We start from the raw sequence: 22,121 nt of genomic DNA, 5'->3' as shown, positions 1-22,121 counted from the left end.
GCCAGGATTTTACCAGCAGACTCCGGCTTCCTTCCGGGCGTTACCCGGATCCGGGCCGCGGAAAGGTCGTGGGTCTTGCCCGGCAGGGAGGCGGAGGTCCAGAGGATCGCGTCAGGTGGACGATGACCCGGATGTTCACCATGCAGACCGTCGTCTCGGCCTTGTCTGAAGCATGGCCACGTATCAGGGATCGGGTTGACAGCAGCATGGCCCACTCGTCGCAGTGCAGAGTTGAGCACGAGAAACCGACCGACGTTAGAACAGCACACAGAGCTCCCGGCAGAAGGGTGTAGGTGTGAAGATCCGCCCACCCACCAGGAGCTCCGGCTATGTCATCTGGAGAATGTCAGGCCTGCGATTACGCGGTGACCGGCAGCCCTGCCGTCGGCATGAGGCGGCTCATTCCGTCGGCGCCTTTCCCCTGAGTACGGTCTTGTGTACTTTACCTGCTGGGTCCTTGAACCAGACCGTCAGGGTTGATCCTACAGGAAGGATCGCCTCGACCGCCCTTGAACACGAGAAGTCTCCTGTGCACGGGCCCTTCCTATGGTTTATCGCAACGTTCATGGATTTTATCTTTTTGTTCTTCATACGCCATGCGAGTTTTGTTTCCACGTGACTGACTATCCCGAATTTCCCATTTGGCGGATTATCAATGTAAGGAGACTTCAGGAGGTATTTGTTAATTTCGTCCGCGTCGTCAGTGTAGCCACTCCTGAACGGAGCTCCGATCTTCTGGTTGCCCTCGTCGGTCTCCTTGAAGACCTGCCCGAGTGTGGGATCGTCCTTGCCGCGCCCTGGAAGCTCGTCGATGATGCTTCCGATATCGCAGTTATGAACGAGTACCGGCGCGGAGCCTGCCAGAACATAGTACGTGTGGAGGCGTTCGACCGTCATGTTGTGAACGCGCTGTATTGCGGTCCACTTGCGGATTGCCTCTACCTGGACGTATGTTCCTGCGGATGTGCGGAGCCACATGCCAGGCTGGAGTTCGTCGGCTTTGACCCACTTTCGCAGGATGGGCACCCAGAACGGGTGGTGATCGGTGGCGATGATGCTGCCGCGGGCGTCACCCTTGTCACCGTCGATGTCGATGCTGATCTGGACGAGATCTTTGTCGCCCTTGCTGGTCATGATTGCCGTGACGCGTTCGGCTCTGGTCTCCCCGGTTTCCGGATCAGTGGCCAGAACCTCGTCTCCGACCTTTACATCCTCAATGGGCTTACGAGTGCCATCGGCCATGAGCACTTCGGTGCCGGGCACGAAGCTGTGGCAGTCGAACTTCTTTGTCGCACCTTTACCGGTGGAATCCGGGACTCCGATACGCCTCTTGAACAACGCGTCCTGCATGGCCTCCAAGCAGGCCAGCATGCTCTTCCCGGATGCACATTCTGCCGCGCCGGCCACTGCATTGCGCCAGTTCCACATCCAAAGGACAAAGGTTTTCTCGAACGCATTTATGTTCAGCTCAGGAGGTCCGCAGCCCATCCCCTGAGACGCGCCGGAGTCCGATCCGGCGCAGTCGAGCTTCACCGGGATGGATTCCCCCTGGACAGGTGCGGCGTTCTCAGCGGAACGTGCGGGGTTCCCGGCTCCCTTGGGGTCTGAACGATGGCCGTCGAGTTCGATGTTGGTGATGGGGTTGCCGCCGGTGAAGGAGTAGCGGTTGGCGGTCCAGGGGTCGAGGCCGAGTGACAGGTTATCGAGGGCGCCGTTGTAGGTGTCGAGGTTGAGATAGCGGTTGAGGCCGGGATTGTAGTTGCGGAACCCCATGTCGTACATGCCGGTGGAGTTGTCCCAGCGCTTGGCGTTGAAGCGGTAGGGGTTGTACTCCTCTTTGGCGGTGGGGTCGATGGGGTCGGGTTTGTCGACGCCGGTGAAGAGTTTGTCGTCGTTCTTGCCGTAGGCGGTGTAGCCGTAGGTGGCGCGGGTGTCGCCGTTCTCCTTGGTGATCTGCTCGACGTCGGTGTGCGAGTTGTAGCCGTAGTAGGAGGATTCCTCGGTGTTGTCGGCGTTGAACTTGATCTGGGACAGTCGCTCGCCCCACGGCGTGTACTGGAAGGACTTGGTGAGTTTGCCGGCCACTTCCTCGTCCAGGACCTCTGCGGAGAGGCCGAGGTAGGAGTAGGTGGTGGTCTTGGCGTTGGCGGTGCCTTCCTTCTCGGTTTTGCTGGTGGTGCGGTCGAGCGGGTCGTAGGTGTACCTGGTCACCGTGGACGTGGCGCCGTCGGTGCCGAGCTTTTCGTGTTTGGTGACGTGGTCGAAGCCGTCGTAGGTGTACTTCTCCTGGCTCTTGCCGCCGCTTTGGATGGTGCGCAGCCGGCCGTAGGGGTCGTAGGTGTAGGTGGTGGTGGCTCCGTTGGTGACGGAGGTCATCAGGCGGTTGCGGTCGTAGGCGAAGGTGGTCTTCTTGCCGAGCACCTCCTCCTCCCACACATTGCTGTTGGCGTCGTGCCAGTAGATCTCGTTCTCGATCGGGCCGCCGCCGGTCGGCGTCTTGACGGTTTTGGCGATCCGGTCACGCGGGTCGTAGGCGTAGGTATAGGTGTGGTCGAGGTAGGCGCCGGGGTTGTCGGCGTTCTGGATCTTGGCGTGGTCGCTTGAGCGGTGCAGGTTGCCCTGGTAGCCGATGGTGTGCTCAGAGACGACGGTGGCGTTGGGCTTCTTCTCGAGGGAGTGGCGCAGGACGCCGGACAGGAAGTAGTCGTAGGCGACGGTGTTGCCATTGGCCTTGGTCTCGGTGAAGCGTTCACCGCGCGAGGTGTAGGTGTAGCGGGTCGTCTTCGGCGCGGTGTCGGTGGCCGATTTCTTGTTGACGACCTCGCTGACCAGGTCGCGGACGTCGTAGCCGTAGGTGGCGATGGTCTTGTCGTGGGTGCGGGTGGTGACGGCGCTGTTTTCGTTGTAGGCGTAGCTGGTGGTGTTCTTCAGCGCGCCGCCGAGGAACTCCTTGATCGTGTCGATCTGGTTGAGGTTGGTGTAGGCGACGTCCCACACGTCGATCTTGGCGGTGGGGGACTTGTCCTCGATCTTGGTGAGGTTGGCGTTGGGGTCGTAGGTGTAGGTGAAGTCCTTCTTCTCGGTGTCGGACTCGCCGGTGTTGTCGCGGACCAGCTTGATCGCGTCGGCTGCGACGGTGCCGTTGGCGTTGTCGGTGAGGGTGATGCTGTGTGCGGTGCCGGCGGTGAAGGTGTAGCTGCCCAGCTCGACCCAGGTGCCGGGGTTCTGGGTCTGGTCGACGGTGACGCCGGCCTCGCCGTCCTTGTGCTTGACCGTGTACTTGGCGTTGGTGGCCGTCGCGCCGGTCGGGTACTGGACCTGCACCTTGTAGGTGCCGTCGGTGGGGGTGGTCAGGTTCCAGGTGAAGGCGGACTGGCCGGTGCCGGCGGGGGCGGTGGCGTAGTCGTAGCCGACGAAGCCTTCAGCGGTGGATTGCGGGCCGACGATGTTGGAGGCCGAGCTGCCGCCCGTGCCGAGGGTCCAGGTGCCGGTGGTGGTGACCTGGCCGGTGTCGGAGTTGTCGTTGAGGACGACGTCGAGGCCGAGCGGGGCGCCGTCGTCGGAGTGCGTCTTGAGTTTGCCGTCGGGGTAGTACGACCAGTCCAAAGCGCGCTGGCTGGAGCCGCCCGCTGAGGTGACGGTGCGGTTGGTCTGCAGGCCGAGCTCGTTGTAGTCGTAGGTGGTCTTGATGTCCCACGGGTCGGTGGTGGTCTTGGACCAGCCGTTGTCCCAGTAGGTCATCGTCGTGACGTTGCGGATGCTCTGCCCGTGCGAGGGCGGGTGGGAGATCTCCTTCAGCCGGGAGACCGGGTCGTAGGAGTAAAGGACCTTGTCAGGGGTGTTGTAGACCGGGTCGTCGGGGTCGTAGGGGTAGATCTCCTCGGCCGGGCGGTTGAGCTTGTCGTAGACGGTTTCGGCGATGAAGTCGGCCGGGTCGTCGGTGGTCTCCACGCCACGCGGAGTGATGACCTTGGTACGGTTGCCGACCTCGTCGTAGGCGAACTCGGTGACGACATACTTGATGCCGTCGGCGGTGCCGGCGTGCGGGACGCGGGTCCGGATGACCTCGTCGCGCTCGTTGTAGTCGGTGTAAGCGATGTTGTCGTCCTGGTCCTCCTGCTCGATGACACGGCCGTCGAGGTCGTAGCGGACCTCGGTCTCGAATCCGGCGGCGTCCTTGACCTTGGTGACCCGGTGGTCGAGGTCGTAGGTGTAGAAGGCGGTGTAGTCGGCGGTGTCGGCGGTGGCGTTCTTGCGCGGGTCGATGACGTACCGCACGTTGCCGACGTCGTCATACGTGTAGGTGATCTTGTTCTGGCGGCTGCCGGGGACGTCGGTGGTGATGACGCCGGTCAGTTGGTAGATCGGGTCGTATTCGTAGGTGGTGGTGTAGTGGGCCGGGTCGGCGCCGGGCAGGTGTCCCTTGGGCTCGGTCTGGGTTTTCAGGTTGCCGGCCAGGTCCCAGGTGAAGGTGGCCTTGCGCTCTGGGGCGTCGGCGGTGTCCTTGGGTAGGAACGAGGCGGTCAGCTGGTCGGCGTTGTCGTAGGCGGCGGTGGAGACGGCCCCGTTGGGGGCGGTCATCTTGACCACGTTGTCGTTGCGGTCGTAGATGGGGGCCGGGGTGACGATGAGCACCGGCGGGGAGGCGTTCTGGTCCTTGGGGACCTTCGACTCCAGCGGGCGTTTGAAGATGTCGTAGGTCTGGGTGGTGATCTTGCCCAGCGCGTCGGTGACCGACCGGACGTTGCCGCGCACGTCGTATTCGGTGGTGGTGGCGTTGTTGAGAGCGTCGGTGATCTTCTGCGGGTAGCCGGTCGGGTGGTAGTCGGTGTAGGCGGTGGTGTTGCCCTTGGCATCGGCCGCCGTGGCCAACTGGCCGACGTCGTCGTAGGTGTAGGTAGTGGTGTAATCACTCGGATCGGCGGTCAGGACGCCGAGCGGATCGGTGACCGTCTCCAGGTTGCCGTGGTCGTCGTAGCCGAACTGCCACGTGTGGTGCCTGGGGTCGGTGCCGGCTTCCGGCCTGTTGCCCATCGGGCTGGTCTTGGAGACCAGGTCAGCGACGAAACCCTTGAAGTTGGCCGGAGCCGCGTACGTCAGTGTGGTGGGCGGGGTGCCGTTCTTGTTGGCCTCGGCGTCCTTGATCTCCAGCGGGTAGCCGGTCTTGTCGTCGTACTTCCAGGTCGTGATGGCGTCTTCGGTACCGGCGTCGGGACGGCCTTTCTCGATCAGTGTGGTGACGTTGTGGTCGGCGTCCCACTCCAGGTCGGTGATCTCGCCGTTGGCGTTGGTGATCAGATCGGGGCGGCCATAGGCGTCCAGTACGTACCGTGTCTGGTGCTCCAGCGGGTCGGTCACCGTTGCGTGGACCACAGCACCACTCGGCCCGTCCGGGTCGACGTACCCGAAGGTGGTGACCCCGTTCAGCCGGTCGGTGAGGGTCTGGGCCTTCCACAGATCTTCCGGGTCTTCGGTCGCGTCGTAGTAGTCCAGCTTGGTGGCGCGCTGCTCGGGGTTGTCCGGGGTTTCCGCGTGTGCCCGGGGGTCGGTGATGGTGACGAGTTTGACGTTCTTGTTGCCCTGGGTGGCGTCGTAGCGGAAGCCGAACGTCTTGGCCTGTTCGTCGCCGGCGCCGTCGATCATCCGGGCCATCAGGCCCTTGTCGGTGTAGGCGAAGGTGACCTTGCGGCCGGCGATGTCGGTGATCGACTCGACGGTGTCGATGATGTGCGGGTTGGTCAGCTTGGTGGCCTGGACGGGCTGCCAGCTCGCGTCGTCGATGTAGGTGTAGTCCTGGCCCTTTTCGTGGTAGTCGAAGGTCAGGGTGCGGCGGCCGGCGGCGTCGGTGATGTACTGCAGGAATTTGGTGGGCTTGTTGTTGGATTTGCGGCGTTCGTAGGTGAACGACATGGTGTTGCCGTTCTTGTCCACGATCGCCGACTGGAAGCCCTCGTCGTCGAAGAAGAACTGGGTGCGGTCGGGCTTGGTGAAGACCCACTGCCGCAGCGGGTCGGCCGAGCCGGTCTTCTGCAGGTACAGGTGCACGCCGCGCGGGTGCTTGTACTCGCAGTTGGCGGTGCAGGTGGGCGGGTCGCGCAGCCACACGTGGGTGGTGCCGTCGCCGTCGGTCAGCCGTACCTGTTCGGGCCAGTCCTGGCCGGGTGGGTGGCGGTGCAGTTGCGAGCCGAGGCGCTGCAAGGTGGAGGTCTGCAGTGACCAGCCGTAGCCCATGGACGAGGCGCTGGTGTCCAGGCTGTTGTAGGTCATCCGGACGAACGTCTGCGCGCCGCGGGAGGGGTTGGAGAAGGCGTTGTAGTTCCACACCACGTTGCCGGCGTACGGGTTGACCAGCGCGGTGCCGCCGGCGCCGGTGTTCTTGCCGGTGTAGGCGTAGAACTTCTCCAGACCGAGCAGGTCGCTGGTCGGGGACTCCAGGCGGATCTGCTGCGGCAGTTGCGGCAGGTGGTGGCTGGCGGACTTCCAGTTGTTGGTGGTGGTGTCCTGGGTGTCCCACACCAGCGACACCGCATCGGCCAGGTTGCCCGTCGCCAGCGCCGGGGCTTTGACCTCGGCCTGGACGGTGATCGTGTCACGAGGTTCCAGATCGACCGGCAGCGGGGTGAACAGCTGAGTGCCGCCGGTCACGTCCGTGCCGTCGGGCAGTTTCCAGAAATAGCCCAGCCGGGTCGAGCCCGCCGGCCAGGTCTCGCTGGTGGTGTTGGTGATGGTGACGTCGATCGTGCGCTGCTCGCCACCGGCCATCCGGGACGGGGTGGCGGGCGCGTGGTAGGTCAGCGTCGGGTCGTAGTAGTAGACCACCAGCCACGGCCGCACCTCCGGCTCAGCCGCCTCGGAGGAGGTGAAGGAGTCGCCGTTGCCGCTGGTCGGGCAGGCTTTGGTCGATTCGCTGTCGGCGCGCAGCAGCAGACCGTGGTTGCTGGAGGGGTCGCTGATCCAGCGCTGCACCAGCGTGTCGAACCCGCTGGGGGACCACCAGCTGGAGAAGTCGGGCTCGGTGGGGGAGGTCCAGAAGCCCTCCCCCACCGAGGTGGTCTCGTGGTCGCCGCCGGCCTTCGTCCAGGGCACGCCGGATGCGGCCTGCTGCCATGAGGCGGTGGCCTCATCGAAGGAGCGGGTCAGCGGGTAGAAGTGGTAGCTCGGCTCGAGGCCGCGGTGGGCGACCTGGAAGATCCGTAGGTTCGCCGAGGCCTGCTGGACGCCTGCCGGGATGACGGAGGTGTCGAACTTCAGCAGGGCCCTGGTGGTGCCGAAGGTGGTGCCGCCGAACCCTGCCGACAGGTTCGCGCGCTCGCCCAGCTTGTCGTGCCCGGTGCTGGGCTGGCAGCTGGTCAGTGTCGTGTCGGCGCTCGGCGGGAGGGTGGCCACGGTGATGCCCGCGTTGGGAAGACCGACGATGACCGGCCCCGATGTCGATGCCTCCCCGGCCGACCGGATGGCGACCACCCGGTAGGCCACCCTCGTGTTCGGCGTGGCCGAGGTGTCGGTGTAGGTGGTCGTCTGGTTGTCCAGTGGCGCCACCAGGGTGGCCGGGGACGGGATGAAGGAAAGGTCCTGGCTGCGGTGCACCTGGTACTCGGTCACCTCGCCGGGTCCGTCATAGGGCTTCCAGGCCAGCTCCGCGCCGGTGGCGTGCACCACCAGCGGCCGGCCCAGCTGCACCGACGGTGTCCCGTAGGTGAGGGTCAGCTTGGGCATCGGGTTCTCCGGGAAACCCGCGCCCCATGCGCCCTCGGCGTACTGCGGGCCGCCCGCTGTCACCGTCTCGTTGGCCGCCTTGATCATCACGCCGTGGTTCGGCGTCGTCCCGGCGACCCAGGCGCGGGCCAGGTCGGTGATGGTGTAGGTGTGCCAGATGTTGGCCTGGGCGGCCTGGAAGGTGGCGGTGGCGGCGACCTCACCCATCGCGGTGTTGATCGAGCTCCAGGTCACCGTGCTTGCTGCCCACGGCTGGGTCACCCGCCGCGCCTCCAGCGCCACCGATCCCGTCGAGCCGGCCAGCGTCTGGTCGTAGTACATCCCCAGCTCGGCCTTGTCGATCGTGGTCCCTTCGGGGACCGCCCCCGTCAGGTTGAACTGCACCAGCCCGCGATACACGCTGGTCCCCGAACGGCCCGCACTCAGCCGCAGGTCGCTGTCGTAGTTCGTGGTCGGCGAGGTGGAGACGATCATCGCGTCGCTGGAGGTGGACCCGTCCGGCGCGATGACGACGGTCGGGTCGATGATCACCGGCCAGGCCCGCTCGGGAGCGGCCAGCCAGCCCGGATCCGGGATGACCGTCAAGGTCGACTGCTCGCCCAGCGTCTGGGTGACGGCCGCGGAGAAGCGCTTGCCGTACGGCGAGGCCGCGTCGTCCGCAGAATCGATCATGAACGGCTTCGGGATCGTGAGCACCGTCCCCTTGCCGGACGGCGTCACAAACCCGATCGACCCGTCCGGGTTCGCCTTGGCCTGCAGGCCACCGGACATGCTGACGGTGAACTGGTAGGACGGGTTGCCCTGCGGGGCGCGGGCGAGCACGATGCTCTCCTTCACCCCGGAGGCGGTCACCTCGTACACCAGATCCACGCCCTCGCCGAACGCGCCCCGGTAGGTGACCTTCGCGCCGTCCACCTCCGGCTTGATCGTCCGTGCTTCGCCCGGCAGCCCGAAGGTCGCCTGCGCCGTGCCGATCCCGACCCGTACCAGCCGGTCGCTGCGCTCACCGAACCGGGCGACGAACCCCACCCGCTCGGCTGCCAGCGTGAACCCGTCCTCGGCGTGCTCGCGCACCCGGGTGTCCACCGGCTGCCACGTGCCGGACTCGTCCCGCACGTGCCGGCGCACCGGGGAGATCTCCACCTGCCGGCGGCCGTCCTCCAGCTCGAACGTCCGGCTGGAGGCCGTGCGCTGGTCGGTCAGCTCCTTGACCCGCTTGCCCGGCTCCTTGACGGGTTCCAGCTTCAACGGTGCGGGGCCGCCGTCCCGCCCCGGCAGAGTGATCTTTTCCTGGGCGGGGCGCATCTCGCCCTTGGGATCCTCGGTGAACCAGCCGGCCACCGTGCCGGCCACCGTGCCGGCCACAGCGCCGCTCACCCAGGACGCGAACCGGGACACCAGGCTCGGCCCGGCCGGGGCCGAGGTCGTCTGCGCCAGTGCCGGGGACGGCGGCGCCAGGGAGGCGAGCATGGCGAGGGCGATCACCATGGTGATCGCGCGCCGCCACCGTCCGTGACGACGGTGGCGCCGTAAGAGGGACTCGGAAAGCTGATCGGAGGGTAACTGGGGCAAGGCGCGCTCCACTCCAGACAGGCCCGGCAGGGCCGAGGGATAAGGATGAGATAAAGATCGGCGCGGCAAAAACACCCGCATCACGCCACAAAATCGGGCATTCAGTCAAGAATCACGCAGCGTGATCAGAGCTGGCTTTCGAACATCCACTCCCATGACCCCGAGAAGCGATCTCCGCTGCGAAGATTCATCGTGAGCCGACGGCCTCACCGACTCACGGTCAACGTGACTGTCTGTAAAAGCCGCAGATCACCGATCAGCCCGCAAGGAACCCGACAATTCGGACTCCCAGCAAACTCACAGCTAACTCATCCGGCACGCCGAGTTACCACATCACAGGCGAGCGCCACGTCTTGACGAGCGAAAGCATCCGTGTGTAGATCAATCCGGATCCACTCACAGGCAAGGGAGAGGTCAGGCATGGCAGCAAAGTCGGGAATGTCGGCTGCGCCTCGGACATGTCCACATTGCACCTAACAAGCTGAAGTGTCGGCATCGGCCTCGGCTACCTCGCGATCGAGCGGGACCCGAACTCGGCGCTCGGCGACATTTCGGCCGCCGAGGGCAACCGGTAACGTGGCCGCGTGGTCACAGTCGACGATGTACGGCAGTTCGCGCGCACGCTTCCCCGCTCGTCGGAGCGCCTCATCAGGGACCGGGTGAAGTTCCGCGTAGGCAAGATCGTCTACGTGGCGTTCTCGCGGTTGCCGAGCAGGCGGGCCGTCCAGTCGACGAACCCCCTGTCGCCGACCTCCAACCCATCGCCGTAGATCTTGTAGCTGTGGCCGGTGTAGTAGCACCGGCCACTTCCCTCCCCGGGTCGGGTGTCGCGCCGAGCGGCGGGGCCACGTGCTCGAAGCGTTCGTCCAGAACCGTGACCCTGGCTTACGGGTCCTTGATCCCGCAGGCGCGTACGGCATCGGAGAGGATGGCCAGGTGCTCGGCCGCATGCCGAGCGTCAACGAGAGCGGGGTCCAGGGGGAGCTTGCCACGCCCCTCATCCCGGCCCTCCTTCCGAGGACGGACCCACCGCACCGTAGAGCGGCGCGCGGCGCACAGGCTCGTGGCGACGCGCGGGTTAGGAGATGCTGCGGTAGAGGTCCCTGGTCAGGGTGGTGATGCGCTTGACGGAGGTGCTCCACGTGCTGCCCGCCGGGTGGGCCGTCAGCAGCGCCATGACGTACCGCTCCCCCTTGCCCACCAGCCCGGTCGTGTACAGCACGGGACGGCCGTAGTCGGGCACGCCCGAGCCGGCGGAACGCTGGGCGATCCATGAGATGGGTGCGCTCATCGCCCTGGCGTCACACCTGGTCGGCGGCGTCGTGCCGAACCCGGACCAGCCCTGCTTGACCGCCCACGGCCGGGGCAGCGCGTCCGGGATGCCGAAGGTCTGGTCGAAGCCGTCGGTGCCGCACGGCGTGGCCCTGCGCAGGTGGCCGAGGATCGTGTCCCTGACCCGGGCATCGGCGGTGTCCAGGAGGTAGCGGAACGTCCGGACGATGTCGTACGCGCTGAGCGAGCTGTAGCCCCAGAAGCCGGGCTTGGACGCGGGCGGCGGCGCGGTGTCGGACAGGCGGAGCTTGCGTGCCATCCGCACGATGATCTGCCCCTTGCCGCCCCGGTCCCAGAACGCCGAGGCCGCGTCGTCGTCGCTGGACCGCAGCATGATCTTCAGCAGCTTCGCGTCGGCGGCGGGCACGCTCTTGCGCCGCTCCAGGTAGTCGATCGCGATGAGGATCTTGATGACGGACGCCGAGCGGTAGGCGCGATGCGCGTTGCGGGTGGCCACGATCTTGCCCGCCTGCCGGTCGAACACCACCCATGCCGCCGTGGTGCCGGCCGGAACCCGGGGCGGCGCGGTCGCGGCGCCCTGGGCGGGCGCGGCGAGCGTGGCGACGAGGAGGGGCACGGCGGCCAGGGGCTTCATGCGCACTTGCCTATAACTACCAGACCCTTGACGTTCCAACTCAATCGGGTATAAACACAGATGAAACCAACAAGAAACGGCGGTGAATCAACATCATGTACGCGGAGGAGCGGCAGCAGGAGATCCTGCGGAGAGCGCGTGCCGCGGGCCGCGTCGACGTGGTGACGCTGGCCGCCGATCTCGACGTGACCACCGAGACGATCCGCCGCGACCTGACGTCGCTGGAGCGGGCGGGCGTGCTGCGCCGGGTGCACGGCGGCGCGATCCCCGTGGAGCGGCTGGGGTTCGAGCCCGCGCTGGCCGCCCGCGACGAGCTGATGACGGCCGAGAAGGAGCGCATCGCCAAGGCGGCGCTGGCCGAGCTGCCCGAGGACGGATCGGTGATCATCGATGCGGGCACCACGACGGGCCGGCTGGTCCAGGAGTTGCCCGCCGACCGCGAGCTCACCGTCGTGGTGAACTCGCCGCCGCTGGCCACGGTCCTGGCCGCCCGGCCCAATCTGCACGTGATCATGCTGGGCGGCCGGCTGCGCGGCAAGACGCTCGCCACGGTCGACGACTGGGCGCTGCGCCCGCTGGCGCACCTCAACGTGGACGTGGCGTTCATGGGCACCAACGGCTGCTCGCCCACCCGGGGGCTGACCACGCCGGACCCGGCCGAGGCGGCGATCAAGCGGGCCATGGTCAAGGCCGCGCAGCGCAGCGTGCTGCTGGCCGACCACACGAAGTTCTCCAACACCTACCTGTCCACGTTCGCCGAGCTGAGCGAGATCGACGTGGTGATCAGCGACACCGGGCTCGACGTCACGCTCGCCGCCGACGTGGCGGCGGCGGGGCCGGAGGTGATCAGGGCGTGATCCTCACCCTGACCCTCAACCCCAGCCTGGACCGCACCATCGCGATCGGCGCGCTCGACAGGGGCGCGGTCATCCGCGCCGCCGCCGCCCACCTGGATCCGGGCGGCAAGGGCGTGAACGTCTCGCGGGCCCTGCTCGCCAACGCCGTCGCGAGCAGGGCGGTGGTGCCGTTCGGCGGGGACGAGGGCAGGCAGCTCGTCCGTCTCCTCGCCGCCGAAGGGCTCGACATGGTCACCGTCCCGGTGGCCGGCCCGACCCGGTCGAACGTCACGCTCGCCGAGCCCGACGGCACCATCACCAAGATCAACGAGCCGGGCACGGCCCTGTCGCCCGGCGAGCTGGACACGATCGCCGAGGCGGTGCTGGCCGCCGCCCACGAGGCGGACTGGGTGGTCGCCTCCGGGAGCCTGCCGCCCGAGGTGCCCGCCGACGTCTACGCCGCGCTGTGCCGCAGGTTCGCCGAAGCAGGCATCCTCGTCGCCGTCGACACCAGCGGACCGGCGCTGGCCTGCGCGCTCGGCGCGGCACCGGCCCTGGTCAAGCCGAACGTGGAGGAGCTCGCGGCGGCCACCGGCATGCCCATCCGCTGCCTGGGCGACGTGGTGGAGGCCGCGGGTAAGCTGCGGGCGGCAGGCGCGCGCACGGTCCTGGCCAGCCTCGGCGCCGACGGCGCGGTGCTGGTCGAGGACTCCGGCATCTGGTACGGCGAGGCGCCGGTGACCGAGCCCCGCAGCTCCGTCGGCGCGGGCGACGCCATGCTGGCCGGGTTCCTGGCGGCCGGCGGGCACGGGCCCGACGCGCTGGCACAGGGGTTAACCTGGGGCGCCGCCGCCGTACGCCTGCCTGGCAGCCGCATGCCCGGCCCCGACGACATCGATCCGGCCGGCGTCGCAGTCGGCCCGCCCGACCCGGTCCGCCTGCTCACCTCCACCCCGCCCGCACCCGCTCCTCTCCCGTAACTCCCGGCGACGCCGGCTGATCCACTGCTCAACCCCCCGAAGGAGCAAGTCCCATGGCCGACACTTACACACCTCCGGTCACCGGAACCGGCGTCAAGGCCACCATCCAGCGCATCGGCGGCCACCTGGCCGGCATGATCATGCCGAACATCGGCGCGTTCATCGCCTGGGGCCTGATCACGGCGCTGTTCATCCCGACTGGCTGGCTGCCGAACGAGGACCTCGCGAAGATGGTCGGCCCGATCATCTCGACCCTGCTGCCGGTCCTCATCGCCTATACCGGCGGCCGGATGGTGCACGGGCAGCGCGGGGCCGTCGTCGGCGCGGTGGCGGTGATGGGCGTCGTGGTGGGCACCGAGGCCCCGATGTTCCTCGGCGCCATGATCATCGGCCCGCTCACCGCCTTGATCCTGAAATATGTGGACAAGTTCACCGAGGCGCGGACCAAGGCCGGTTTCGAGATGCTGGTGGACAACTTCTCCGCCGGCATCGTGGGCGGCGCGATGGCGATCGTCGGATTCCTCGGCATCGGGCCCATCGTGCAGGCGGTCACCACGGCCGCGGGCAACGCCGTCGAGTGGCTGATCACCAACAACCTGCTGCCCGTGGCGTCCGTGCTCATCGAGCCGGCCAAGGTGCTGTTCCTCAACAACGCCATCAACCACGGCGTGCTCAGCCCGCTCGGCGTCGCCCAGGCGGCCGAGCAGGGCAAGTCGATCCTGTTCATGCTGGAGTCGAACCCGGGCCCCGGTCTCGGGCTGCTGCTGGCGTACATGCTGTTCGGGCCGCGCGAGCTGCGGCCGAGCACACCCCCCGCGATGATCATCCACTTCTTCGGCGGCATCCACGAGATCTACTTCCCGTACGTGCTCATGAAGCCGCGCCTCATCGCCGCCGTCATCGCGGGCGGCGCGGCCGGGGTGTTCACGTTCATGATCACCGGGGCGGGCCTGGTCGCCACCCCGTCGCCCGGCAGCATCTTCGCCTACATCGCGGTCACCCCGAAGGGCGGCTGGCTGGGCTCCAGCCTCGGCATCCTCGTGGCCACAGCCGTGTCCTTCGCCGTCGCCGCCGTCCTGCTCGGCTTCGGCAGGGGCGAGAAGGCCGCCGATGAGGAAGTTTCCAGCACCGAACCCGCCACCAAGGAGGCGTAAGCCATGGACGCCAAGGACATCCGCAAGATCATCGTCGCCTGCGACGCCGGGATGGGCAGCAGCGTGATGCTCGCCTCCCAGCTGCGCAAGCAGCTCAAGGACAGCGGCGTCACCGTGGAGCACACCCCGGTCAACTCCATCCCGGACGACGCCGACGTGGTGCTCTGCCACGCCGGGCTGGCCGCCCGCGCCAGGGCCTCCGCTCCGGGGAAGGTGCTGGTGCCGTTCCAGATCTTCCTCGGGGACCCGGCGGTGACCAGGCTGGTGAACACCATCAAGAACGGCGGCACCGTCGATGCGTGACGACCTGCTCGACCCGCGGGCGGTGCGGCTGCACGAGAGCGCTCCCGACCGCGACGCGGCCATCCGCCTCTGCGGCCGGGTGCTGGTCGAGGTGGGGGCGGTCACCGAGCCGTACGTCGAGGCGATGCTCGAACGGGAGCGGTCGATCTCCACCTACGTCGGCGAGGGCGTCGCCATCCCGCACGGGACCGCCGCCTCCAAGGAGGACATCGAGCGGGACGCCATCTGCGTCGTACGCTTCCCCGGCGGCGTGGACTGGGACGGCGAGCAGGTCACGCTGTGCGTCGGCATCGCCGCCAGGCAGGGCGGCCACGTGCCCCTGCTGGCGGCGCTGGCCGAGATCCTGCTCGACCCCGACCGCGCCAAGGCGCTCCGCGAGGCCACCGAGGTCTCGCAGGTGATCAAGGAGCTGACATGAAAGTCGCCAGATTCCACGCCCCGGGCGACATCAGGATCGAGGACGCGCCCGAACCCGTGGCCGGGCCGGGCGAGCTGAAGATCCGGGTACGCAACTGCTCGACCTGCGGCACGGACGCCAAGATCTACAAGTTCGGGCACCACCACATCAGGCCCCCGCGGGTGATGGGCCACGAGATCGCCGGCGAGGTCGTGGACACGGGCGCACGGGTACAGGTGATCGCCGCGATCCCGTGCGGGACGTGCGGCGAGTGCCTGCGCGGCCGGCAGACGGTCTGCCCGAACCAGGAGTCGATGGGCTACCACTACGACGGCGGCTTCGCCGAGTACATGATCGTCCCGGCGAAGGTGCTGGCCGTTGACGGCGTCAACGCCATCCCTTCCGGCGTCGGGTACGCCGAGGCGTCCGTCGCCGAGCCCCTGGCCTGCGTGCTGAACGGGCAGGAGCTGGCGGGCGTCGGCGCGGGCGACGACGTGGTGGTGATGGGCGCGGGCCCGATCGGCTGCCTGCACGTACGCCTCGCGCGGGCGCGCGGCGCCGCCCGGGTGTTCCTCGTGGACGTCAACGCGCAGCGCCTGGCGATGGCCGCCGAGCTGGTACGCCCGGACGCCGCCATCGACGCCGACCCCGTCGAGCAGGTGCTGAAGCTGACCGGCGGGCGAGGCGCCGACGTGGTGATCACGGCGGCGGCGTCGGGGGCCGCGCAGGAGCAGGCGGTGCGGATGGCGGCCCGGCAGGGCCGGGTCAGCTTCTTCGGCGGCCTGCCCAAGGACGACCCGATCATCGCGCTGGACTCCAACCTGGTGCACTATCGGGAGCTGACGATCATCGGCGCGAACGGCTCCAGCCCCGCCCACAACGCCTCGGCGCTGCGGCTGGTGGCGGAGGGGGCCGTCGTGGTGTCCGACCTGATCACTCACCGGCTGCCGCTGTCCCAGGTCCTCGACGGGATCGACCTCGTCAGCAGGGGCGCGGCCATCAAGGTCACGATAGAACCGTAGGGAGGCGCTGTGATGGCACAACGAACGGTCGCCGTGGCCTCGGCCAGCGGCCTGCACGCCCGGCCCGCCAAGCTGTTCGTCCAGGAGGCGGTGCGGCTGGGGGTGCCGGTGACGGTGCGGCTCGGCGAGAAGGCCGTGCCGGCGAAGAGCATGCTGGGTGTGCTGTCGCTGGGCGCCGTCCAGGGAACGGAGGTGACGCTGGAGGCGGACGGGCCGGGGGCCGAGGAGGCGCTGGACGCGCTGGTGTCGCTGCTCTCGCGCGACCTGGATGCGGAAGAGGCCCTCGATGCCTGACACCACCCCCACCGACGGCCCCTCGCCCGCCGACGGCATCCGTCCTGACACCTTGCCTACCGGCGGCCCCTGGACCGGTGCCGCTGGGCGGATCACCGGGCTCGGGGTCAGTCAGGGGCGGGCGGCCGGCCCCGTGATCCGGATGGCCGCTCCGCCGCGGCTGCCCGCTCCCCGTACGGTCGCCGACCCCGGCGCCGAGGCCGCCGCGGTCGTCAAGGCGCTGGGGGCGGTCGCCGCCGACCTCGCCCAGCGCGCCACCGCCGCTCACGGCGAGGCGGCCGAGATCCTCGAGGCACTCGCCATGATCGCCGACGACCCGATGTTACGGGAGGAAGCCGAGGGACGGGCGAGGGACGGCCTCGACGCCGCGCACGCCCTGGACGCGGCCTTCACCCGGCATCGGGACGCCTTGGCGGCGCTCGGCGGCTACCTCGCGGAGCGGGCCGCCGATCTGGACGATCTCAAGCACCGCGCGGTGGCGTTCGCGCTCGACCTGCCCATGCCGGGGCTCCCCTCCCCCGGCCACCCGTACGTGCTGGTGGCCGAAGACCTCTCCCCCGCCGACACCGCCGGCCTGGGCGACGACGTGCTCGCGCTGATCACCGCCCGGGGCGGTCCGACGAGCCACACCGCCATCCTGGCCCGCGGCCGGGGCCTGCCCGCGGTGGTGGCCTGCCCCGAGATCGCCGGCGTCCCCGACGGCACCGTCGTCGGCGTGGACGGCATGACCGGCGAGATCGCCGTCGGCCTCACCGCCGAGGAGGCGGCCGAGGTCAGGGAGCGCGACCGCGCGGAGAAGGCCCGGCTGGCGGCGAGCCACGGCCCCGGCAGGACCGCCGACGGCCACCCGGTGAAGCTGCTGCTCAACATCGGCTCGGCCGCGGACCTGCGTCCGGATGCGGAGGGCGTCGGGCTGTTCCGCACGGAGTTCCTGTTCCTGGACCGCAAGCAGGCGCCCACGTTCGAGGAGCAGGTAGCGGCCTACGCCGAGGTGTTCACGCAGGCCGAGACGGTCATCGTCCGCACGCTGGACGCCGGCACCGACAAGCCGCTGCCCTTCCTGGGCCTGCCGGAGGAGCCGAACCCGGCTCTGGGCGTCCGTGGCCTGCGGGTCGACCGCCTGCTGCCCGCCGTACTGGAGACCCAGCTGGACGCGATCGCCGAGGCCGCCAAGGCCACCGGCACGCAGGCGTGGGTGATGGCGCCCATGGTCACCACGATGGGCGAGGCGTCCGGTTTCGCCCGCCGCGCCCGCGCCAAGGGCATCGCCAGGGTCGGGGTGATGGTGGAGGTGCCGGCGGCGGCCCTGCGGGCGCGGCGGCTGCTGCAAGAGGTGGACTTCCTCAGCATCGGCACCAACGACCTGGCCCAGTACACCTTCGCCGCCGACCGTCAGCACTCCACCCTGGCCGACCTGCTCGACCCGCGCCAGCCGGCCCTCCTGGAGCTGATCGCGATGTGCGCTGAGGCGGGGCGGGAGGCGGGCAAGCCGGTCGGCGTGTGCGGCGAGGCGGCGGGCGACCCGCTGCTCGCTCCCCTGCTGGTGGGGCTCGGCGTGACGAGCCTGTCCATGGCCCCGGTGTGCGTTCCCGCAGTCCGGGAAGCCCTTGCGGCGCTCACCCTGCAGGAATGCCGGGAACGCGCCCGCGCGGCCCTCTCCTAAGGCCACTGGTTTGAAGGAAGAAAAGAGGTTTACCTGCCGGTCCTCCGAATCCCCCATTCCGGAAGTGAAGCGCGGCGCCGACCGTCAGGGCATCGCCCAAGCGTGTGATGGGAGCGCCGCCTATCAGGTCCGCGGGTCCGGCCGGCGGCCCACACCCACCGGCGGGGACGTTCATCGTGCGCCGCCTCAGCCGCCAGCGCAGGTGCGTGCCTCGGAGCTCGAATCCGGGTGTTCCTGAGCACAGCTCATTGTGCGGGTTTTCCGGAAATCGCGTCGGCGAATATCTCTGGAATTTGACAATTCCAAAACATGGCCTTCGGGTATGAGGTATACTCTAAATACCGAGGACATTTCGTGCGTTGACATTCAGGTCGGCGTCGCCCACGGCGAAACATGGCTTCGGCCCTTCGCGGGGCCCGGACAGGCACCCATGACGCCAACCGTCCCCCTTCACCTCTCGCCGTCGAGCACTGGCGTGTCAAGGCCGATACCGCCTTCCAGTGCGGCGGGCCGGGCTCTGGCCGGCAGGCGTCTCAATCCGGCTTTCTCCGATGGGAGACGTTCATGATCAGTGACACCCGCCCGCTCGGTGGGACCGGGACATCGGCCCCCACCACGATTCACCTCAGCGGCGAGATCGACCTCTTCACCACTGCGGCGCTGCGCCGGCAACTCCTGAACGTGTTGCGCCACAGCAGCAACCTGCTCATCCTCGACTTGTCACAGGTGAGCTTCTGCGACGCCGGCGGGCTGGCCGTGCTCGTCGGCATCCAGCGCCGCGCTCGCGCGCAAGGGATCGCCCTTGCGCTGACCGCCCCGCGCCCGTACATGTCCCGGCTCCTGCATCTCACCGGCCTGGACCGAAGTCTGCGAGTGGCGGCCTGACCGCCGACCGCACACTCCCGCGACGAGCGCGGTCATCGTCACAGTTTGACAAGCTTGGTATACGGCGCGTTGATGCGGCGCGTCTCCGCACCGAAATCAATCAGAACGGCAACATTTTGCTCGACTGCGATCACTCGGCCGAGGCCGTATTTGTCGTGGCTGACTTGGTCGCGCACGGCGAACTGCTCAATGGGCGGTGGTGGGGGCTCCGCAACGTTGAAGGGACTTCCAGGCAGGCGTCGCCGGGCCGCGGCTTGATGTCTCATTGATTCCAGTATGCGGCCTGCCAGCGAATAAATCGACCGTTGGCAAGAAACTGACGTCGCCCGCGGCCTCCGCTCGCATGACGGTGCCGGGCATGGCAAGGACCCGATCCCGCTGTGGTGCGGGACCGGATCCATGACCCGTGTCAGGTCAGGCGGGGACGATGTTCTCCGCCTGCAGACCCTTCTGACCTTGGACGACGTCGAAGGACACCTTCTGGCCCTCGTGCAGCTCGCGGTAGCCGCCGCTGGCGACGATGTTGGAGTAGTGCGCGAAGACGTCGGGTCCGCCGTTGTCCTGTGCGATGAAGCCGAAGCCCTTTTCGGCGTTGAACCACTTGACGGTTCCGGTTGCCATGTCGATCTCCTTGAGATGTGCAGGAAACGCAATTCGCACCGTGCGAATTGCCGTGTCGCTGCGATGAGCCCATCCGGAGATGACCGGAAAACAAAAACGCGCCCGAAGATCTTCTGTCGGGCGCGCACAAAGTCTTATGGGTACCACAACTACAACTGCTTGCAGTCTAGCACACCCATCCGGTCCACCGCGCCTTGGCGGGCTGTCGCGAGCGACAGCGTCTCGGTCAGGTGGCGGGTTCGGGGTTGTACGCCCTGAGCTGGAGGTTGTCGTTCTCGACGTCGACCGTCACCCTGCCGCCCTCGGCCACCTCGCCGGTCAGCAACATCGTGGACAGCCGGTTGTCCAGCTCCCGCTGCACCGTGCGGCGCAGCGGCCGGGCCCCGAACTCCGGCTGGTAGCCGCGCTGCGCCAGCCAGTCCTTGGCCGCGTCCGAGACCTCCAGCGCGACGTCCTGGCCGCGCAGCCGCTGCCGGGTCTTCTCCAGCATCAGGTCCACGATCTGACGCAGTTGCTCGCGTTCCAGCCGCTTGAAGACGATCGTCTCGTCGATGCGGTTGAGCAGTTCGGGCCGCAGGGAGCGGCGCAGCAGGTCCATGAGCTGGTTCTCGAGCTGTGCCGGGTCGGCGGTGGACTCCAGGATGAGCGGGGCGCCGATGTTGCTGGTCATGATGACGATCGTGTTGGTGAAGTCGACCGTGCGGCCCTGACCGTCGGTGAGGCGGCCGTCGTCGAGCATCTGCAGCAGGATGTTCATGACGTCCGGGTGGGCCTTCTCGACCTCGTCGAGGAGGATCACGCCGTGCGGGCGGCGGCGTACGGCCTCGGTGAGCTGGCCCGCCTCCTCGTACCCGACGTATCCGGGCGGCGCGCCGATGAGGCGCGAGACCGTGTGCCGTTCCTGGAACTCGCTCATGTCGATGCGCACCATGTGGTCCTCGCCGCCGAACAGGGCCTCGGCGAGCGCCCTGGCCAGCTCCGTCTTGCCGACGCCCGTCGGGCCGAGGAACAGGAAGCTGCCGATGGGCCGGTTGGGGTCGGACAGTCCCGCCCGCGCCCTGCGTACCGCCTCCGCGATCGCGGTCACGGCCTCGTCCTGGCCGATGACGCGCTGGTGCAGGTGCTCTTCGAGCCGCATGAGGCGGTCGCGTTCCTGCTCGGTGAGCTGGGTGACGGGGATGCCGGTACGGCGGGAGACGACCTCGGCGATGTCCTCCACCATGACCTGCGGCACGGTGTCCCTGCCCTGCCTGGCGCGCTGCAGCTCGGGCCGGATCTTGTCGATCTCCCTGGTCAGGTCCTTGGCCCGGTCGAAGTCGTCGGCGGCGACGGCCTGGTCCTTGTCGCGGCGCAGCGAGTCCAGGCGTTCCTCCAGCTCCCGCACGTCGCTGCCGGGCGTGCGCGAGCGCAGCCGCACCCTGGCCGCGGCCTGGTCCATCAGGTCGATGGCCTTGTCGGGCAGGAAACGGTCGGAGATGTAGCGGGCCGACAGGCTCGCGGCGGCGTCGAGCGCCTCGTCGGTGATGCGGACCTGGTGGTGGGCCTCGTACGCGTCCCGCAGTCCCGCCAGGATCTCGACGGTCTCCTCGACGGTCGGCTCGGCGACCAGGAGCGGCTGGAAGCGGCGTTCGAGCGCGGCGTCCTTCTCGATGTTCTTGCGGTACTCGTCGATCGTGGTGGCGGCGATGACATGCAGTTCGCCGCGGGCCAGGGCGGGCTTGAGGATGTTGGCCGCGTCCATGCCGCCCTCGGCGGAGCCGGCGCCGACCAGGTTGTGCACCTCGTCGATGAAGACGATGATCTCGTCGGCGTGCTCGCGCACCTCGTCGATGACCTTCTTGATGCGTTCTTCGAACTCGCCGCGGTATTTCGTCCCGGCCACCATGCCGGTCAGGTCGAGGGCGACCACGCGGCGGTCCTTGAGCGTGTCGGGGACGCTGCCGTTGACGATGCGCTGGGCGATGCCCTCGACGATGGCGGTCTTGCCGACACCGGGCTCGCCGATGAGGCACGGGTTGTTCTTGGTGCGGCGCGACAGCACCTCGATCGACTGCTCGATCTCGTCCTCGCGGCCGACGACCGGGTCGAGCCTGCCCTGCCTGGCCTCCTCCGTGAGATCCCGGCCGAACTCGTCCAGCGCCGGCGTGTTCGTCGTCGCCCGGCGGCCGTCGCCCCGGCGGGCCGGGCCCGCCATGATGGCCTGCTGCAGCTCGTTCGCCGAGACACCCTGCTGCTGCAGGAGGCGGGCGACGCTGGAGTCCGGGTTGGCGGCCAGCGCGAGCAGCAGGTGCTCGGGGCCGATGTAGGAGGACTGCAGGGCGCGGGAGATGCGCTGGGCGTCCAGGATGGCGCGTTTGGCGGCGGGCGTGAGGGTCATGGGCGGCTCGGCGGGCTGGCCGGGGCCCGCCATCTCGTCGATGCGGTCACGCAGGCGGCCCAGGTCCACCCCCGCCGTACGCATCATGCCCTGGGCGGCGGCGTCGTCGATCAGCGCGTCGAGCAGGTCGAGCACGTCGAGGTCCGGCGCGCCGCGCTGCCCGGCCGCCTCCAGCGCGCGGCGCAGCACCTCTCTGGCCGAGGCGCTGAGCAGCTTGCCCACGTCCACGCGCTGCACACTGGGCCGGGTCGGCGGCCAGCCCTCCATCCCGCCGAACACCCGGCCCGTGAGCTCCTCGAACCCTCTGAACGGGTCCCCGCCGAAAAACGACCTGAACGGCATGTCCGCCATCGAAGTGCCCCCTCTACCCTCCA

The 22,121-nt window shown here is 68.3% G+C and carries 15 protein-coding genes; 10 read left to right on the top strand and 5 right to left on the bottom strand.

The window, feature by feature from the left end:
• Nucleotides 1-399: 399 nt before the first annotated feature.
• A complete protein-coding gene (locus EDD27_RS14575) occupies nucleotides 400-9,204 on the bottom strand; it encodes a DNRLRE domain-containing protein (protein WP_164903612.1) in 8,805 nt (2,934 codons plus the stop codon).
• Nucleotides 9,205-9,872: 668 nt separating this feature from the next.
• On the opposite strand from EDD27_RS14575, the gene EDD27_RS55485 reads away from it, so the two are divergent.
• On the top strand, nucleotides 9,873-10,058 hold the full coding sequence (locus EDD27_RS55485) for a hypothetical protein (protein ID WP_206641408.1): 186 nt from the start codon (nucleotides 9,873-9,875) through the stop codon (nucleotides 10,056-10,058).
• 308 nt (nucleotides 10,059-10,366) lie between these two features.
• On the opposite strand, the gene EDD27_RS14560 is transcribed toward EDD27_RS55485, so the two are convergent.
• Nucleotides 10,367-11,215 (bottom strand): D-alanyl-D-alanine carboxypeptidase family protein, encoded by an 849-nt coding sequence (locus tag EDD27_RS14560; RefSeq protein WP_127932915.1) that lies wholly within the window; start codon nucleotides 11,213-11,215, stop codon nucleotides 10,367-10,369.
• A gap of 95 nt (nucleotides 11,216-11,310) precedes the next feature.
• Between EDD27_RS14560 and EDD27_RS14555 the strand changes: the two genes are divergently transcribed.
• From EDD27_RS14555 to EDD27_RS14520, 9 genes are all read left to right on the top strand, one after another.
• Nucleotides 11,311-12,072: a DeoR/GlpR family DNA-binding transcription regulator gene (locus EDD27_RS14555; protein ID WP_127932914.1), complete on the top strand. Its 762-nt coding sequence runs from the start codon at nucleotides 11,311-11,313 to the stop codon at nucleotides 12,070-12,072.
• Nucleotides 12,069-13,031, top strand: coding sequence for a 1-phosphofructokinase (pfkB, locus tag EDD27_RS14550; RefSeq protein WP_127932913.1), 963 nt, complete (start codon nucleotides 12,069-12,071; stop codon nucleotides 13,029-13,031). Before EDD27_RS14555 ends, pfkB begins: the two co-directional genes overlap by 4 nt.
• A 53-nt stretch (nucleotides 13,032-13,084) precedes the next feature.
• On the top strand, nucleotides 13,085-14,185 hold the full coding sequence (gene mtlA / locus EDD27_RS14545) for a mannitol-specific PTS transporter subunit IIC (protein WP_127932207.1): 1,101 nt from the start codon (nucleotides 13,085-13,087) through the stop codon (nucleotides 14,183-14,185).
• 3 nt (nucleotides 14,186-14,188) lie between these two features.
• On the top strand, nucleotides 14,189-14,488 hold the full coding sequence (locus tag EDD27_RS55480; RefSeq protein WP_127932208.1) for a PTS lactose transporter subunit IIB: 300 nt from the start codon (nucleotides 14,189-14,191) through the stop codon (nucleotides 14,486-14,488).
• On the top strand, nucleotides 14,481-14,906 hold the full coding sequence (locus tag EDD27_RS14540) for a PTS mannitol transporter subunit IIA (RefSeq protein WP_127932912.1): 426 nt from the start codon (nucleotides 14,481-14,483) through the stop codon (nucleotides 14,904-14,906). The genes EDD27_RS55480 and EDD27_RS14540 overlap by 8 nt, the downstream gene beginning before the upstream one ends.
• Nucleotides 14,903-15,907 (top strand): zinc-dependent dehydrogenase, encoded by a 1,005-nt coding sequence (locus EDD27_RS14535; RefSeq protein ID WP_127932911.1) that lies wholly within the window; start codon nucleotides 14,903-14,905, stop codon nucleotides 15,905-15,907. The genes EDD27_RS14540 and EDD27_RS14535 overlap by 4 nt, the downstream gene beginning before the upstream one ends.
• Nucleotides 15,908-15,919: 12 nt before the next feature.
• The gene (locus EDD27_RS14530; RefSeq protein ID WP_127932910.1) at nucleotides 15,920-16,201 is read left to right on the top strand and encodes an HPr family phosphocarrier protein; all 282 of its coding nucleotides are present in this window, start codon (nucleotides 15,920-15,922) and stop codon (nucleotides 16,199-16,201) included.
• Complete coding sequence (gene ptsP, locus EDD27_RS14525; protein ID WP_127932909.1) at nucleotides 16,194-17,864, top strand: phosphoenolpyruvate--protein phosphotransferase; 1,671 nt, start codon at nucleotides 16,194-16,196, stop codon at nucleotides 17,862-17,864. The genes EDD27_RS14530 and ptsP overlap by 8 nt, the downstream gene beginning before the upstream one ends.
• Before the next feature lie 564 nt (nucleotides 17,865-18,428).
• Nucleotides 18,429-18,749 carry an STAS domain-containing protein gene (locus EDD27_RS14520; RefSeq protein WP_127932908.1) on the top strand — a complete coding sequence of 107 codons (321 nt, stop codon included), beginning with the start codon at nucleotides 18,429-18,431 and terminating at the stop codon, nucleotides 18,747-18,749.
• A 38-nt stretch (nucleotides 18,750-18,787) separates the two neighbouring features.
• Here EDD27_RS14520 and EDD27_RS14515 read toward each other — a convergent pair whose 3' ends face one another.
• From EDD27_RS14515 to EDD27_RS14505, 3 genes are all read right to left on the bottom strand, one after another.
• The gene (locus EDD27_RS14515) at nucleotides 18,788-19,015 is read right to left on the bottom strand and encodes a hypothetical protein (protein WP_127932907.1); all 228 of its coding nucleotides are present in this window, start codon (nucleotides 19,013-19,015) and stop codon (nucleotides 18,788-18,790) included.
• 148 nt (nucleotides 19,016-19,163) lie between these two features.
• Entirely contained in the window at nucleotides 19,164-19,370 is a 207-nt protein-coding gene (locus EDD27_RS14510) for a cold-shock protein (protein WP_127932906.1), read from the bottom strand.
• Nucleotides 19,371-19,596: 226 nt separating this feature from the next.
• Nucleotides 19,597-22,098, bottom strand: a complete 2,502-nt coding sequence (locus EDD27_RS14505; RefSeq protein WP_127932905.1) for an ATP-dependent Clp protease ATP-binding subunit — start codon at nucleotides 22,096-22,098, stop codon at nucleotides 19,597-19,599.
• Nucleotides 22,099-22,121 lie beyond the last annotated feature (23 nt).

Origin of the sequence: Nonomuraea polychroma (assembly GCF_004011505.1) — a bacterium.
GTDB classification, from domain to species: Bacteria; Actinomycetota; Actinomycetes; order Streptosporangiales; family Streptosporangiaceae; genus Nonomuraea; species Nonomuraea polychroma.
The sequence above is the reverse complement of the archived record's forward strand: the minus strand, read 5'-3'. Positions and strand labels throughout refer to the sequence as shown.